The following is a 16,212-nucleotide window of genomic DNA, read 5'->3' as shown; positions in this document are numbered from 1 at the left end:
TAATAATATCAGATCAATTCTCCGAAGTTGGCACACGGCTTGCTCTGCATGAGTGCATGTGCACTTATTTAGTATGCGATCCAGCCCGGTGCGAGCATAGCGCCGGTAATCAGAGGTGTAGAGGATGAATTTTCAGGATTTCAAACAGGCAGGGCATTGGCCCACGCTGTTGGCGGCATTTTTATATTTTGATATCAGCTTCATGGTGTGGGTGGTGCTCGGGCCGCTGTCGTTGTATATCACCCAGGAGCTGGGCCTGCCCATTGAAGAGAAATTCACGATTGTCGCTATACCCATCCTGGCGGGTGCGCTGCTGCGTGTGCCGATGGGGATGCTGGCGGATCACATCGGCCCGAAACGCGCAGGGCAGTTGGGGCAGATCATTGTCATGGTGGGGTTGGCCTATGCCTGGCTGTCTGGGCTGCATAGCAAGCTGGAGGTGGAGCTGTTCGGGGTGATTCTCGGGTTTGCAGGCGCGAGCTTTGCGGTGGCACTGCCGCAGGCCAGCCGCTGGTATCCTCCGCATTATCAGGGCATCGTGCTCGGCATCGCCGGGGCGGGCAATATGGGCGTGGTGCTGGACGCCATGATCGTGCCGTCGCTGGCGGAAAATTTTGGCTGGCAGGCGGTATTCGGTTTTCTGCTGATCCCTGTCGTGCTGGTCTTCCTGCTCTATAGCTGGATGGCCAAGGATGCGCCGCACCAACCCACACCGGTGACGCTGGCGAACTATGCCACAGTGCTCAAGGATGCCGATACCTGGTGGTTTATGTTCTTCTATTCGATAACCTTCGGGGGTTTCGTGGGCCTGGGCAATGCGCTGCCACTGTATTTTACGACGTGGTATCACGCATCCGGCGTGGCCGCGGGCATGATGGTGGCTATTGTAGTGTTTGCAGGTTCACTATTCCGCCCGGTGGGGGGTTGGCTGGCGGACCGCATGGGTGGCATCAAGACATTACAGGTGTTATTCGTGGTCGTGGCGCTCTCGTATTTGAGCATCTCTTTGATGCCGGAAGGTCCCGCGCCTGTCGCAGGAACGGTAGCGGATGCCAAGGTAAGTGGCTGGGGGCTGTTCGAGTTGCCCGGTGTTGCCTGGGGCGCGGTGGCCATCTTCTTCGTCGGCGCGATGGCGCTGGGCATGGGCAATGGTTCGGTGTTTCAGCTCGTGCCGCAGCGCTTCCGTCGTGAAATGGGTGTGATGACAGGATTGGTAGGCGCGGCAGGTGGCGTGGGCGGATTCTTTCTCGCCAAAGCGCTGGGTTGGTCCAAAGGCATGACGGGTGACTTTGCGACCGGTTTCTGGATATTCGCCGGGTTGGCCTTGATTGGCTTGGTTGGCCTGGTACGCGTAAAGACCCGCTGGCGCACCACCTGGGGCGCGGTGTCGGGGGCGAGAGTTTGAAAAAACTTCAATATCAGGCGTCATTAATCGAGGGAAAGAAGACATCGGCCTTGAGCGGGAAGCGCATTGACTCGGCATCTGTCCTTGCTGCATAGTAAGGATAGGTGTAATTGGTAATTATTCGGGGCATTAATCATGAGCGCGGCGACAATAACCAGCAAAGGCCAGATTACTATTCCAAAGGACGTAAGATCCCGTCTTGGCGTTAGCACCGGTGACCGAGTGGAGTTCGTCGAAATCCAAGCGGGTGTCTTTCAGATCGTTGCCGCAACGCAAGACGTGCGATCCCTCAAAGGCATCGTGGCAAAACCAAAAAAACCAGTCACCATTGAAGACATGGACAGAGCCATTATTGAAATGGGAGGATCGAATTGATCGGGTTGGATACCAATGTCGTGATCCGTTATCTGGTGCAAGATGACAAGAAGCAGTCGGCCATTGCAACTCGCTTCGTCGAGAAGACCTTAACAATGGAAGCGCCAGGTTATATCAATCACATCACGCTGTGCGAAATCACGTGGGTGCTTCAGCGCTGTTACGGTGTTACCAAGCCGCAGCTAAAAGAGATCATAGAAGGGCTGCTGACAACTAAGCAGTTGCTGATCGAAAATGTCGAAGTAGCGTGGAAGGCACTGCGCGCTTTCGATGCAAATAGTGCGGATTTCTGTGATGCCCTGATCGGGCAGGCAAACGTCTATGACGGGTGCGAACATACCGTCACTTTCGATAAGAAAGCGTCATCTTTGCCAGGGTTTAATTTTCTCGGATAGGAGGCCTGGCGGTGATGGGTGCAGCCGGGGAAATTCGTCGAGCAAGAAGGTCTTTGCGCACCAGGGCATCCGACACGCGCTTGGCGTACAGCGGCGAATCTTCTGCGATGTAATTGTGAATATTATGGCGAAGCTGGGGCCAAGGCATGATTGGTCCATTTCACCATGATTGGATATCTCGCAACACCTGCTCGGCGGGCGTGGTCTTGCCTTTCTCGACGTCTTCCTGCCCGCGCCGGATATTCTCCAGCACATAGAGCCGGTACATGATTTCTTCCATGTCCGCATCATCGGGCAGGCTGGTAATGACGTTGATGGCATCTTTTCTTTAGCGGTTCCATAAAATTGACCTCAGTAGTGTAGGTTGGCCTTTCCATTTTCAGCCGTCGGCCGCCTGTTTATCTATGGGCGTGCGCGCTGCCGTCAGCGCTGCCCAACAAAGTTTCCGAAACGACAGCTTGACTCTTCGTAATGACAAAGACGTTACGTGCCGCTATAATATAACAAAATAGCCAATGAGGAGCTTTCGATGAAAACCACCATCCTTGCAAAACCGCGCCGTGACACACTGAATCTGCGGATTCCGGCGGCGGAGCGCAACCTGATTGACCGTGCTGCACTCTCAACTGGCAAAACGCGGACGGATTTCATTCTGGAGGCTGCCCGCCGGGCGGCAGAAGATGCCTTACTTGACCGCGCCCTCCTGTCGGTCGGCGCCGAGGCCTATGCGGAGTTCCTGACCCGCCTGGATGCTCCCGCGCAACCCAATGAACGGCTGCGCCGCACGATGCGCGTCACGCCGCCTTGGGCTAAGGACTGATGCTATCGGCTCCCGAGCCCCTGGGCAATCACCATCAGATTGCGGCCTTCGACTCTGGCGTTCCCTCGCTTGATGACTGGCTGAAGCGCCGCGCCGCGCAAAACCAGCTCAGCGGTGCATCACGTGCTTTCGTTACGTGTGACGGGGAGCAGATAGTCGGCTATTACGCCCTCGCATCGAGCGCGGTCGCGCCAGCGGCAGCCCCAGGACGGTTTCGGCGCAACATGCCTGACCCGATTCCAGTGGTCGTGCTGGCGCGTCTCGCGGTGGCGCGGTCGCACCAAGGCCAAGGCATCGGTCGCGCTTTGTTCCAGGACGCGGCACGGCGCGTGATCCACGCCGCCGAGGCGATAGGTATTCGCGGTCTACTGGTGCATGCGCTATCCGAAGAAGCCAAGGCTTTCTACCTGCGCCTTGGCCTCGACCCTTCCCCGCTTGAACCAATGACCTTGATGGCCACCATCGCTGATCTGCGGGTGGCTTTGGCAGAGTAGCGCCAACAGGGGAGGGTGGTGCGCAATCAATACGTCACGTTGGGTGTCCTTCGGTTTGGTCCTGCGGTTATCGTAAATGCGCGCGGTGTCGATGTTGGCGTGACCCAGCGTGGTTGGGCGAATGAAATGAAGCCCAACAATCGAGGGCGATGCGAGGGCGATGATGTTATTGAAAAGTGGATGGTGAAATTTTGTTTTATTGTGGATCATGAGGTATGCGTAATAGTGAACATTGGCTTGATGTGTTGGGCTTCGCGAACTCAGCCCAGCCTGCCGCGCTCATTGGATCAATGGAAAGGGACCCAGCTATGATGTGTTTTTTCCTTTTTGATTTTATCCTTCGAAAACAGCATGACAAAATTTATATTTAAGAAGGGCCAGCGTATCGGAGGGTGGACACTGGGTAAATGCCTAGGAAAAGGTGGAAATGCTGCCGTTTGGCGTGTAATGAGTAATGGTGAACACGTTGCTCTCAAAATTCTAACTGGTCATCATACTGAACGAAGTGAGCCTTTCCAGAGATTTCAATTTGAAGTGGGATTATTAGAGCGCCTCAATGGGACGTTAGGAGTAATGCCTTTCAAAAGTGCTTTCTTACCTCTGCGGTTAGATGCAGAGACCCCCGCTTGGCTCGCTATGCCAATAGCGCATAAGTTGGAAGATCAACTTAAAAAAGGTTCGTCATTAAAGAATATTGTTGAGGCTATTGCAGCCTACGCGAAAACCCTGGCGAAACTCCATGAACAACAGATATATCATCGAGATATAAAGCCAGAAAACCTTTTTTGGTTAGGTTCTGTTGACGTTTCATCTCAGCCACAAAAGTACCGCCGCAAAAGATAGCATTCCCATGTAATTAACAGCTTTTTTCTCATATCGAGTAGCAATCCGGCGATAATGCTTGAGCTTGCCAAACATGCATTCGACGGCATGTCGCTCCTTATAAAGCCAATAATCACAGTCAATTTTCTCTTTTCGGTTCGACTTCGGCGGAATCACAACCTCTATCCCACGCGCCTTTAACCACGCGCGCAGCTCGTTTGTGTCGTAGCCTTTATCCGCCAGAAGTGCTGATGTTTGGATGCCTTCCAGCAGCGGTATTGCGACCGTGCACTCCGCCGTTTGGCCACCCGTCAGAATGAATTCAATCGGCATGCCAAGTGCATCACAGGCCGCATGAATCTTACAGCTAAACCCACCTTTGGAGCGCCCCAGCGCTTCTTTTTCAGCCGAACTGCCCGCCGCGCCTGCGGCACAGGCGTGCGCTCTTGTCACCGTTCCATCAATAGAAACATCTTGTAAATCAGCATCTTCAGAAAAATAAGTGAGCAATCTATCCCATGCGCCATTCGCACACCAACGTGAGTATCGCTTGAAGACGCTATTCCATTTGCCATGCTCTGGCGGCAGCGTCCGCCACTGCGCGCCGGTGCGCAGTATCCACAATGATGCGCCCATAAATCGCCTGCATTTATCGGGCGATCCGAGATGCACGCCCGTCAATTTAGTTAAGTGTGACAATATACGCACCCACTCACTATCGCTTATTTTGGTTCTGTCCATGCCAACCTAAAACGGCGGATTCTACCAAAACCGCGAAACGTCAACAGAACCTAGATGGAAATTGGATTATCGGAGACTTTGGAATTGCATCATTTCCCGATAAGCCTGAGTTAACGCCTATGGGGCGCAAGTTTGGTCCTCTGTTCTATCAGGCTCCTGAGTTACTCGGAGGTGCGCGGGATGCCGCTGGCGGTCCTGCGGATGTTTATTCACTCGCAAAGACGCTTTGGAAGCTGGGGACTGCGCAGTCATTTCCTATGCCGGGTACGCTACATTTGACAGTTCCTGCGCTGCGTCTTTCGACCTGGGTAGGGAAGCAAGCAGATTTGCTCGATTCTGTATTAGAGCGGGCAACCTTGCGTGAACCAGGAGAGCGCCTCACAATGGCCGAGTTCGAAGCGGAACTTCGTGCTTGGATTAAACCCCTGCCGGAGAAACCTGATATGGAGAGTATTGATCAATATTTACGTGAAATTAATCTACGGCTCGAGTCTGATCGTAGGAATCAGGAGCGCCAGCTCATCGAGCAACGTGAATTCGCAGAACTTGAGCGGCGTCTACAGCATGAAATGCAAGAAATACAGAGGTGGTATGCCGCAATGGGGTCTCCCTCCGGAGTTGGTTTGGGCGATATAAATTTAATGGGGTTGATGACAATCGCTCAGGAAGTTGAGCCCATTCCGCGTGAGCAAATACTCCTATCAAAAACAGTTGGATATATGACTGTTCTTAAAGGGGCTGGAGTTTATTCTGGCGTCGCATTACGTATTACTAACGATGCACATCTTGCCTTGACCGCTGCACATCTGTTCTCCGCGCCTGGTCACAACTCAGTACGTGAAATTATCTGGTCAGACACGTCGCGGGTTCCGTATGGCGGGCCGCAACAGGAACTTGCTGTGCATAATCTTTTACGCAATTTAATCTCGTTTTTTCCGAAAGTGGTTGATCGAGTCCAGCGGTATCTTCAAGACCATGCGTAATCCGCTCAATGTGATTGCCGCACTAACGGTCGCGCACGGTACCAGGTCTTGCAATACAACATCGCCCATTTAAGGCATCATCGCCAGCAGATGTATATATTAATACGGCTCTTCGCGTGATCGTGTGGGTAAATTTCATGTTTTTTAGAGCCTCGGGAGCATAGACGTGAGTATTTTTAGTCGCAGATATTCTTCATCGCGCAGACCATATGCACGGCGTTGGATGACGCGTATCTTATTGTTGAGCCCCTCAACAAAGCCGAGTGAAACTTTATTCTCTGGCTTGCAATAGGCTGCGATCCCATCCCAATGGCGCTCAATCATCTCGGCAAATTTCTCGTAAGGTTTCAGGCGCTGCCACTTCAGGCTGGTTTTCCAATTCTCGAAGAAACGCCGCGCCCATGCTTCGCTCCTGTAATCCCACAACTGGCCAAACGACTCTTTCAGCAGGTACGCCGTGTTCAGCCGTTTGTTCGCTGCCAGCAAAGCCTTCAAAGAACGTCTGCCGTCCAGTGTCATATTTTCGTGATTGGAAAGCAGTACGTATTTCTGCCCCTTAATGTAGCGCCTATCCTTGCCCTGAAGACGTGCATATTCCATCTTTCTGACTTTATCCAGAGCATCGCCGAGATGGCTCATGATGTGGAATTTGTCGAACAGGATGGCCGCCTGCGGGGCGCGTTCGTTGGTTACGTTACGAAAGGGCTTCCACATATCCATCACTGCAAGACAAATGCCTTTGGATTTCTTCTCTCCCAGCCAGTCATAGAACTGTCGCATGCTGTCCTCCGAACGGTCGGCACCGCCAAACCAGATGGGACGACCACGGATCAAGTCGCTGACTACAATGCGATAGGTATGTCCTTTGCGAATCGATATTTCGTCGATGCCAATGGCCTTGGGTGCTGGCGTTCCGGCGCGTTCCAGTTGCGCGGTCATGTATTGCTTGTCCAGTTCCTTGACGGTGTGCCAGTCCAGAAGCAATTCGCGGGCAATGTCCGACACCGTGCTGGCGCGACACCGTCTGCCTACATACCAAGAAAATCGCTTTGTATAGAGTGGGTTGTCGGCGAGAAAGTCGAGTCGTTCGCGTTTCACTTTCCCGCAGTGCCGACAAAGCACCCGTCGAATTTCGATTTCCAGATAGATACGTGTGTCGCCACAGGAGAGGTCGCGAACTCGTCGAAGCCTCTTGTCGTACCAACCAGAGCGCGTTCTGCCGCAACTGTTGCAGGCCGTTTTTTTGAGCGCCGAACGAGCGTGATGATCCGTGCTTTGGAGTCGCCAAAGATGCCGCGTATCTTTTCCAGCGGGCGAAAACAGGGGAATCGGTATGCGTCGAGAATGCGTTTGGGTTTGCGTGAAATAGCCATTGAAAAAACCTCCCATTTTCTGCAACAGGTGCAGGATGCATTTTGCCTGATGCCACAAGGCTTGCGGAGGTTTTCATGTTAAATTTCACCCACTCGATTTCACGAAGACCCATTAATACAAGACGCCAAGTTTCTCGCTGGCTGTCGAAGGCAAACAGGTAAACCTGACGCCCGGCATGGCCGTGACGGTGGAGATCAAGACCGGCAAGCGGCGGGTGATCGAATATTTCCTCAGCCCACCGTTGCAATATGGGCAGGAGAGTTTGTGGGAGCGGTAGCCGGGCCGGGAGAACGCTACACAGCCTCACCGAACAAATGGCCCATGGGCGAAGCGCGGCTTTTATTCGTACCAGTCCGCCAAAAAAAGCTTTGGCACCCGCTTGAATTCCCGCGTGTTGTGCGTAACAAGAATTGCTCGCTGAGCTATGGCGGTTCCGGCGATGAGGGTATCCAAGGGGCCAATGGGATGTCCGCGACCTTCGAGCGCTGCCCTTACGCCAGCAGCGGCGGATGCGGCCGCCTGGTCGAACGGCACTACCTTGATGACGCTCAGCAATTCTGCAAGCTGGCGCCGCCGCTTGACAGGCTGCGCGGATTTGGCTATGCCGACCTCGATTTCGTAAATCACCAGGGTGGGTACGGCCACTTCCATCGGTGATGTGGACAATAATCGTTCAGCTACCCGGCCCTGGCCCTTGAAAAAATAGATTAGGGTGTTGGTGTCCAGCAGATACATTCAGAGTGGCTCCCGCGTGTGGTCCTCGCCCTGCGCGCGTCGCAATTCCTCTGGCTCGGGAAAATCCGGCCAAGCGCCAGCAAGTTTGAACACCGATTCGGGCCATGTCGTGCGAGTTTTTTCCTCCACCAGCGCCGCCACCCAGCGGCTCACCGGTATGCCCGCTGCCTTGGCTGCTGATTTGAGTCGCTTCTCGATGTCATCTTCAAAATAAACAGTGACCTGTCCCATGTCTGTCCTCCATAAAATTATATGTTAAATTATATGTCAAACTCATTGGGCTCGCAACTGGCGAGGAGCAATCCAGCACTCGTGGAGAGGTTCCACGGCTTAACGTTTTCGGCGCAAGTGTTGTCAACACGTAATCGCGCCGCACGCTTTTTTCACTCTGCCAGCACAGCTTGCTCGATTTTATAGAGACGCCCGAAAAAAGCAGCAAGCAGCAAGCAATAAAATGCAAGATAATGGAAGGTAGTGAAGGTTTTTTTCTTGCGTCTTATATTTTTGAGTCTTTATGTCCAGCGACCATCTCCAAACCCGTATCGGTTTCACCAGCATCACAGGTAAGCGTGATACCAACCAGGATTATGTAGGCACATATCTGGACAATACCCGCTCCAATGCCCGGCGCAGCGTCGTTGCGGCAGTTGCGGATGGTGTGGGTGGTGCGAAGGGCGGGCGTGAGGCCGCAGAGACTACGGTTCGGGGCTTCATCGAAGGTTATTATGGCCTGCCGGAAACCCTGGGGGTGGAGCGTGCCGCAGCCCGCGCCCTGGGTGCGATTAACCGCTGGGTTTATTTCCAGGGGCGGCAGGACCGCCGCCTTGAAGGCATGGCCACCACCTTGAGCGCACTCATTCTGCGTGGCCGCCAGGCGCATGTGGTGCATGTGGGGGACTCGCGCATCTACCGCTTGCGTGGCCAAAAGCTTGCCCGGCTGACTGAGGATCACACCCTTGCCCATCCTGATCTGAGCCATGTGCTGTTTCGCGCCGTGGGTATCGAGGAAAATCTGCGTATCGATTATTCGGCCCACAGCCTGGAATTGCATGACCGCTTTCTGCTGTGCAGCGATGGTGTGCATGGTGTGCTGTCGGATCGCCGTATTTTGCCTTTGTTGATGGCGCGCGCCGCGCCGGAAGAGGACGCCCAGGCCATAGTGCAGGCGGCGCAGGAGGCGGGCAGCCAGGACAACATCACCGCCATGGTGATTGATGTTATCGGCTTGCCTGCGGCAGAGCAGTCCGATCTTGAAATGGCCATCGATGCCTTACCGATCCATGATCTGCCCAACGAAGGTGACGTGGTAGATGGTTTCCGTTTGGTCGAAAAGATTTCCGACGGCCATTACAGTCGATTGTTCAAGGCCGAGGACACGTTTGAGTCACGCACCGTGGTGCTCAAGTTCCCTCACCCCCGTGTCGCCAGCGAAGAGGCATATCGCCGCGCCTTTGTGCGCGAGGCCTGGATCGCAGCCAGGGTGCGTAGCCCTTGGATCGCGGGAGTCATTGAGCTACCACCGGGGCGGCAGACGCGCCTGTATTCGGTGATGCCTTATTACCAGGGCGTAACGCTTGAAGCGCGCCTGCTGCGTCTCCCGAAGATATCCATTGATGAAGGCGTCGATGTTGGCATTAAGCTTGCCAAGGCGGTTTATGCACTCAACAGGTTGCGAATCATCCATCGCGACATCAAGCCGGACAATGTGTTGTTGCAGGAAGGCGGTGGCCTGAAGCTGCTGGATTTAGGTGTGGCACGTCTGCCCGGATTTGAGGAATTATCTCGTGCCGAGATCCCGGGCACACCCAGCTACATGGCACCGGAATTATTCGATGGCGAATTGGGCGACGAGCAATCCGATGTCTATGCTCTGGGCGTAACGCTTTATCGCATGTTCAGCGGCGGCCACTATCCTTATGGTGAGGTGGAGCCTTTTTCGCGGCCACGCTTTAACAAGCGCACCGCTTTGACGCATCACCGCCCGGACTTGCCCGCGTGGCTGGATATGCAGCTTGCGCAGGCCGCCGCAGTGGAGAAAGGCAAGCGTCTGGGTGATGCAATGGAACTGGCATTCGAGCTGGAAAATGGCTTGGCGCGCGGCATTCGCACGGTGCCGGTCAAACAGCCGCTCTATCACCGCAATCCCGTTGTGTTCTGGCAGATAATTTCGGCCATGCTTTTATTGGCATTGATTGCAGCGCTGGCACATTAAATGTGCATCATAAGATTAGCGCACCAAGATGGATGCATCTAAGTAAAAGGGCCGCACATTAATGGTGCATTACCGGCTGGCGGTGAAGTGCTCAAACCCCTCGTACATAAATCATAGAATTACTAACACATTGTCATAAAAGAGATAATTGTCGCATTAATATACCAGAACGCATCTGGCACGCATATTGCCCTTAAGGTTTAAGAAGATGGCCCTCAGGGCTTATGGGCAAGATGCGAGGATTTGGCAATGAAAGAAAAACTGGTTTTGATCGGCAACGGCATGGCGGGTGTGCGCACCCTTGAAGAACTGCTGAAAATTGCACCGGACAAATACGACATCACAGTATTCGGCGCCGAACCGTATGGCAATTACAACCGCATCCTGCTTTCGCCGGTGCTGGCGGGCGAAAAGACCATCGACCAGATCATGCTCAATGACAAGCAATGGTATGTCGACAATGGCATCACCCTGCATTGCGGCAAAGAAAAGGAAGTAGTGCAGATTGACCGCCGCAAGCGCAAGGTCATCGCCTCAGACGGCACCACGGCGGAATACGACTTCCTATTGCTGGCCACGGGCTCTAATCCCTTCATCGTGCCCGTGCCGGGCAATGACCTGCCGGGCGTTGTGACGTTTCGCGATATCCACGATGTCGACCTCATGCTGGAGGCCTCAAAACAACATCAGCACGCGGTGGTGATCGGCGGTGGCCTGCTGGGCCTGGAGGCGGCCAATGGTCTGATGCTCCAAGGCATGAGTGTCACCGTGGTGCATATTCAGGACACGCTGATGGAGCGTCAGCTCGACAAGGCTGCGGGTGCGCTATTGCGTAAGTCACTTGAAGAGCGCGGCATGCACTTTTATATGCCGGCGCAGACCACGGCGATCATCGGCGAAGACCGCGTGCGTGGTGTGCGTTTCAAGGACGGTAGCGAGCTGTATGCCGACCTGGTGGTGATGGCGGTGGGGATTCGCCCCAATATCGAACTGGCCAAAAAATCCGGCATCCACTGCGAGCGTGGCATTGTGGCTAATGATACCTTGCAGACCTTCGATCCGCGCGTCTACGCCGTCGGCGAGTGTGTGCAGCACCGCGGCCAGGCCTATGGCCTGGTGGCGCCGCTGTTCGAGCAGGCCAAGGTATGCGCCAATCACTTGGCCCATTTGGGTTACGCCCGTTACCAGGGTTCCATGACCTCCACCAAGCTCAAGGTCACGGGCATTGATCTGTTCTCCGCGGGAGATTTCACCGGCGACGAAACCACAGAAGAGATCGTGATCAAGGATGCCGCGCGCGGCATGTACAAAAAAATCGTGCTGAAAGACAACCGTATCCATGGTGCGGTGATGTACGGTGATACCGTCGACGGCGCATGGTATTTCCAGCTGATGCGCGACGGTACCGATATCTCGGCGTTCCGCGATCATCTGATGTTCGGCGAATCACACCTGGGTGATGCCGGCCATGGCGGGCAGAACAAGGCCGCCAGCATGAGCGACAGTATGGAGGTGTGCGGCTGCAACGGTGTGTGCAAGGGCACTATCGTCAAGGCTGTCACCGAGAAAGGTTTGTTCACGCTTGATGAGGTGCGTACGCATACCAAGGCATCGTCGTCATGCGGTTCATGCACTGGATTGGTAGAGCAGATCATGTCTTCGGTGCTGGGTGGCGGCTATTCTGCCGCGCCCAAGGAAAAGCCGGTGTGCAAATGCACCGATCACACCCACGACGAAGTGCGCAAGGTGATACGCCAGCAGCATCTACTGAGCATTCCCGATGTAATGCGCTATCTGGAGTGGCGCACCCCGAATGGATGCCACTCATGCCGTCCCGCGCTTAATTATTATCTGCTGTGCGCCTGGCCTGCCGAATACAAGGACGATGCGCAGTCGCGTTTTATCAACGAGCGCGTCCATGCCAACATCCAGAAGGATGGCACTTACTCCGTCGTGCCGCGCATGTGGGGCGGCGTCACCACGCCCGATGAGCTGCGCACCATCGCGGATGTCGCGGATAAATATAAAATCCCCACCGTGAAAGTGACAGGCGGTCAACGTATCGACCTGCTCGGTGTCAAGAAGGAGGATCTGCCTGGCGTGTGGCGCGATTTGAACAAAGGCGGAATGGTGTCGGGACACGCCTATGCGAAGGGATTGCGCACCGTTAAAACCTGCGTAGGCAAAGAGTGGTGCCGCTTCGGCACGCAGGATTCCACCGCAATGGGTATCGAGTTGGAGAAACGCACCTGGGGATCGTGGATGCCGCACAAGTTTAAAATGGCAGTGTCAGGCTGCCCGCGCAACTGCGCCGAGGCCACCATCAAGGATTTCGGTATCGTGGCGGTGGAGTCGGGCTGGGAGTTGCACGTTGGCGGCAACGGCGGTGTTAAGGTGCGCGCAACTGATCTGCTGTGCAAGGTTACCACCGACGCCGAGGTGGAGGAATATTGCTATGCCTTCATCCAGCTCTACCGCGAAGAGGCGCATTATCTGGATCGCACCGCGCCGTGGATCGAGCGTGTTGGGTTAGAATATGTCAAACAACGCATTGTGGAAGATGCGGAAGGCCGCAAGGCGCTGCGCGAACGCTTTGTCGAATCACAGAAGTATGCTCAGGTTGACCCGTGGGAAGAGCGTGCCAGCCATGATGTGGAGCGGCATGAATTTGTTCCGCTTAAATTGGTGGGTTAATTCCAATTCCATTAAACATATCCCCTCGCCCCGCTTGCGGGGAGAGGGTTAGGGAGAGGGGATAAAAATACACAATTATGAACGCTATTGCTGCAAGAAAAATGGTTGAAATAATGACTGACTGGATTGAAATCGGGACACTTGAGGATATCCCGCGCCTGGGTTCGCGCGTGGTGCGCACCACGCAGGGCGACATAGCAGTCTTTCGCACTGCGGAGGATGAAGTGTTTGCGTTGAATGATTCCTGCCCGCACAAGGGCGGCCCTTTGTCGCAAGGCATCGTGCATGGCAAGCGCGTCACCTGCCCGCTGCACAACTGGGTACTTGAATTGAGCGACGGCACCGCCGTGGCACCAGACCAGGGTCATACGGCCTGTTTCCCGGTCAAGGTTGAAGATGGCATCGTGCGGCTTTCATTGCAGCGCCAGCACACTTGATAGCCTAAGGTAATGATCAATGTCATCGAGGCCGGCGCGCCTATAAAAACCACGTGCCCGTATTGTGGCGTGGGCTGCGGTGTGCTGGCCAGCGTTGCGCACGACGGAAGCGTGGAAGTTCGTGGTGACGAACAGCACCCATCCAACTACGGGCGCTTATGCTCCAAGGGTTCCGCGCTGGGCGAGACGGTTGATCTCAACGGACGTCTGCTTTATCCCGAGATACGCGGCAAGCGTGTCGATTGGGATTCCGCGCTGGGTGCCGTGGCCGAGGGTTTTATGCGTATCATCCGCGAGCATGGGCCGGATGCCGTGGCGTTTTATGTTTCCGGGCAGCTTCTTACCGAAGACTATTATGTCGCCAACAAGCTGATGAAGGGGTTCATTGGTTCGGCCAACATTGACACCAATTCACGATTGTGTATGGCCTCCTCGGTTGCAGGGCATAAGCGCGCCTTTGGATCGGATACGGTGCCAGGCAACTATACCGATCTGGAGCTGGCGAATCTGATCGTACTGGTGGGCTCCAATACCGCGTGGTGCCATCCGGTGATTTTTCAGCGCATCACCCAGGCCAAAAAGCAGAATCCCGATTTAAAAATTGTTGTAATTGACCCGCGCCGCACCCAGACCTGCGATATCGCGGATTTGCATCTCGCCATCAAGCCGGGCATGGATACGGTGCTGTTTAATGGGCTGCTTACGTATCTAAACAATAATGGCGACGCCAACTCCCACTTTATCGCCACGCATACCGAAGGCCTGGATGCCGCGCTGGATGCAGCCATCACCAGTGCGCCTTCCGTTGATGCAGTGGCTCAACACTGTGGTCTCGCCGCGACCGATGTCGCGCAATTTTACCGCTGGTTTTCTCGCACAGAGAAGGTGGTGAGCGCCTATTCGCAGGGTGTAAATCAGTCTTCGTGCGGCACCGACAAGGTCAATGCCATTATCAATTGTCATTTGCTGACGGGCCGCATCGGGCGTCCCGGCATGGGGCCGTTTTCCATCACCGGCCAGCCCAATGCCATGGGCGGGCGTGAGGTGGGCGGGCTTGCCAATCAACTGGCAGTGCACATGGAGCTTGAGAATCCGCAGCACCGGCAGATCGTGCAGCGCTTCTGGGGTGCACCAGTGATCGCCGATAAAGCTGGACTCAAGGCGGTGGATTTGTTCCAGGCCATCGGCGAGGGCCGTGTCAAAGCGGTGTGGATCATCGCCACCAATCCGGTGGACAGCCTGCCTGATGCTGATGCGGTGCGACGGGCCTTGCAGGGTTGTGAGCTGGTAGTGGTTTCAGATTGCATCCGCAGCACCGACACCACGGCATGCGCACACATCCTGCTGCCTGCTACGGGGTGGGGCGAGAAAGACGGCACCGTCACCAACTCGGAACGGCGCATCTCGCGTCAACGTTCATTCTTGCCTTTGCCCGGTGAAGCCAAACCCGATTGGTGGATCATCAACGAGGTTGCCAGGCGTATGGGATTTGGCGAGGCCTTTCACTACGAATCCCCGGCGCAGATCTTTCGCGAGTATGCTGCATTATCCGGTGTGGACAACGCAGGTAGCCGTGATTTTGATATCAGCGGTTTGGCACTCCACAGCGATGCCGAGTATGACGCGATGACGTCTGTGCAATGGCCGGTCAATGCGAAGCAGCCCCGCGGCACCGAACGCATGTTTGGCGATGGGCGGTTTTTTACGCCCAGTGGACGGGCGCGTTTTATTGCCATCACACCGCGTCCGCCACGCAATGAAATTGATGTTGAATATCCATTAGTCCTCAACACTGGCCGTGTGCGCGATCAATGGCATACCATGACACGCACTGGCAAATCGCCACGCCTGTCAGTGCACATTACTGAACCCTATGCCGAGCTGCATCCTGAGGATGCCGTGCAGATCGGCGCAAAAGACGGCGGGCTGGCACGTCTCAATAGTCGCTGGGGCTCGATGATCGCACGCGTCAAAGTCACGCCGGATCAGCGGCGTGGCAGCGTCTTTGTGCCTATGCACTGGAATGACCAGTTCGCCAGCAGCGGGCGCGTCGATGCGCTGGTCAACCCTGTTACCGACCCCATTTCTGGTCAACCCGAACTCAAGCATACGCCGGTGCACGTCGAACCCTATGCCCCGGTTTGGCATGGCTTCCTGCTCTCGCGGCGGAGTCTTCTGGTCTTCGAGGGCGTTGATTATTGGGTCAGCGCCGCAGGCAAGAGCTTCTGGCGCTATGAGCTGGCAGGTGAACACAAGCCAGAGGAATGGGCGCGCTGGGCGCGGAGTTTGCTGTGCGCAGCCGATGACAAGGTGGAATGGATCGAATATATGGACAAGGCCGCCGGACGCTATCGCGGCGCGCGCATCGTCAACAATCGCCTGGAAAGCTGCGTGTTCGTCGCACCCAGCTTTGATCTGCCACCACGTACCTGGCTGGCCAGCCTGTTCGCAGAAGAAGAGTTATCGCCCGAAGTGCGCCCCAGCATCCTCGCAGGCCGCCCCGGCAAAGGTCAGGCCGACGCAGGCCGCATCGTCTGCGCCTGTTTCAGCGTAGGCATCAACACCATCGTCGAGGCAATACGCAAAGACCACCTCGTCACCACCGATGCCATCGGCCAGGCGCTCAAGGCAGGAACTAACTGTGGCTCCTGCATTCCTGAGTTGAAGGCGTTGATCGCGGCGGAATCGCTTGTTTAACGGGTTAATCCCAATACTGTTCACTTAA

The 16,212-nt window shown here is 55.2% G+C and carries 15 protein-coding genes; 11 read left to right on the top strand and 4 right to left on the bottom strand.

Going from position 1 to position 16,212, the window contains the following annotated elements; genetic code table 11:
* Nucleotides 1–124 precede the first annotated feature (124 nt).
* The 6 genes from M3A44_13515 to M3A44_13490 all read left to right on the top strand — a co-directional run bounded on the left by M3A44_13515 (nt 125) and on the right by M3A44_13490 (nt 4,332).
* Nucleotides 125–1,405: a NarK/NasA family nitrate transporter gene (locus M3A44_13515; GenBank protein MEQ6342625.1), complete on the top strand. Its 1,281-nt coding sequence runs from the start codon at nt 125–127 to the stop codon at nt 1,403–1,405.
* Between the two features lie 135 nt (nt 1,406–1,540).
* Complete coding sequence (locus M3A44_13510; GenBank protein ID MEQ6342624.1) at nt 1,541–1,780, top strand: AbrB/MazE/SpoVT family DNA-binding domain-containing protein; 240 nt, start codon at nt 1,541–1,543, stop codon at nt 1,778–1,780.
* A gap of 20 nt (nt 1,781–1,800) precedes the next feature.
* The gene (locus M3A44_13505; protein ID MEQ6342623.1) at nt 1,801–2,175 is read left to right on the top strand and encodes a type II toxin-antitoxin system VapC family toxin; all 375 of its coding nucleotides are present in this window, start codon (nt 1,801–1,803) and stop codon (nt 2,173–2,175) included.
* A gap of 529 nt (nt 2,176–2,704) precedes the next feature.
* Nucleotides 2,705–2,995: a DUF1778 domain-containing protein gene (locus tag M3A44_13500; GenBank protein ID MEQ6342622.1), complete on the top strand. Its 291-nt coding sequence runs from the start codon at nt 2,705–2,707 to the stop codon at nt 2,993–2,995.
* On the top strand, nt 2,992–3,489 hold the full coding sequence (locus M3A44_13495; GenBank protein MEQ6342621.1) for a GNAT family N-acetyltransferase: 498 nt from the start codon (nt 2,992–2,994) through the stop codon (nt 3,487–3,489). The genes M3A44_13500 and M3A44_13495 overlap by 4 nt, the downstream gene beginning before the upstream one ends.
* 351 nt (nt 3,490–3,840) lie before the next feature.
* Nucleotides 3,841–4,332 carry a hypothetical protein gene (locus M3A44_13490; GenBank protein MEQ6342620.1) on the top strand — a complete coding sequence of 164 codons (492 nt, stop codon included), beginning with the start codon at nt 3,841–3,843 and terminating at the stop codon, nt 4,330–4,332.
* Here the strand turns inward: M3A44_13490 and M3A44_13485 are convergent.
* Nucleotides 4,297–5,052: an IS5 family transposase gene (locus tag M3A44_13485; protein MEQ6342619.1), complete on the bottom strand. Its 756-nt coding sequence runs from the start codon at nt 5,050–5,052 to the stop codon at nt 4,297–4,299. The genes M3A44_13490 and M3A44_13485 overlap by 36 nt on opposite strands.
* A 119-nt stretch (nt 5,053–5,171) precedes the next feature.
* On the opposite strand from M3A44_13485, the gene M3A44_13480 reads away from it, so the two are divergent.
* The gene (locus M3A44_13480) at nt 5,172–6,035 is read left to right on the top strand and encodes a hypothetical protein (protein ID MEQ6342618.1); all 864 of its coding nucleotides are present in this window, start codon (nt 5,172–5,174) and stop codon (nt 6,033–6,035) included.
* Between the two features lie 144 nt (nt 6,036–6,179).
* Here M3A44_13480 and M3A44_13475 read toward each other — a convergent pair whose 3' ends face one another.
* From M3A44_13475 to M3A44_13465, 3 genes are all read right to left on the bottom strand, one after another.
* Nucleotides 6,180–7,466 (bottom strand): ISL3 family transposase, encoded by a 1,287-nt coding sequence (locus M3A44_13475; GenBank protein MEQ6342617.1) that lies wholly within the window; start codon nt 7,464–7,466, stop codon nt 6,180–6,182.
* Nucleotides 7,467–7,748: 282 nt separating this feature from the next.
* Entirely contained in the window at nt 7,749–8,144 is a 396-nt protein-coding gene (locus M3A44_13470; GenBank protein ID MEQ6342616.1) for a type II toxin-antitoxin system VapC family toxin, read from the bottom strand.
* Complete coding sequence (locus tag M3A44_13465; protein MEQ6342615.1) at nt 8,145–8,375, bottom strand: CopG family transcriptional regulator; 231 nt, start codon at nt 8,373–8,375, stop codon at nt 8,145–8,147.
* A 283-nt stretch (nt 8,376–8,658) separates the two neighbouring features.
* On the opposite strand from M3A44_13465, the gene M3A44_13460 reads away from it, so the two are divergent.
* From M3A44_13460 to M3A44_13445, 4 genes are all read left to right on the top strand, one after another.
* Nucleotides 8,659–10,356, top strand: coding sequence for a protein kinase (locus M3A44_13460; protein ID MEQ6342614.1), 1,698 nt, complete (start codon nt 8,659–8,661; stop codon nt 10,354–10,356).
* Between the two features lie 249 nt (nt 10,357–10,605).
* On the top strand, nt 10,606–13,050 hold the full coding sequence (gene nirB, locus M3A44_13455; GenBank protein ID MEQ6342613.1) for a nitrite reductase large subunit NirB: 2,445 nt from the start codon (nt 10,606–10,608) through the stop codon (nt 13,048–13,050).
* Between the two features lie 113 nt (nt 13,051–13,163).
* Nucleotides 13,164–13,487 (top strand): nitrite reductase small subunit NirD, encoded by a 324-nt coding sequence (nirD, locus tag M3A44_13450; protein ID MEQ6342612.1) that lies wholly within the window; start codon nt 13,164–13,166, stop codon nt 13,485–13,487.
* Nucleotides 13,488–13,499: 12 nt separating this feature from the next.
* The gene (locus M3A44_13445) at nt 13,500–16,184 is read left to right on the top strand and encodes a molybdopterin-dependent oxidoreductase (GenBank protein MEQ6342611.1); all 2,685 of its coding nucleotides are present in this window, start codon (nt 13,500–13,502) and stop codon (nt 16,182–16,184) included.
* Nucleotides 16,185–16,212: the final 28 nt, after the last annotated feature.

This window comes from Gammaproteobacteria bacterium, from assembly GCA_040183005.1.
GTDB lineage: Bacteria > Pseudomonadota > Gammaproteobacteria.
This window is presented reverse-complemented; position numbering and strand designations above follow the sequence as displayed.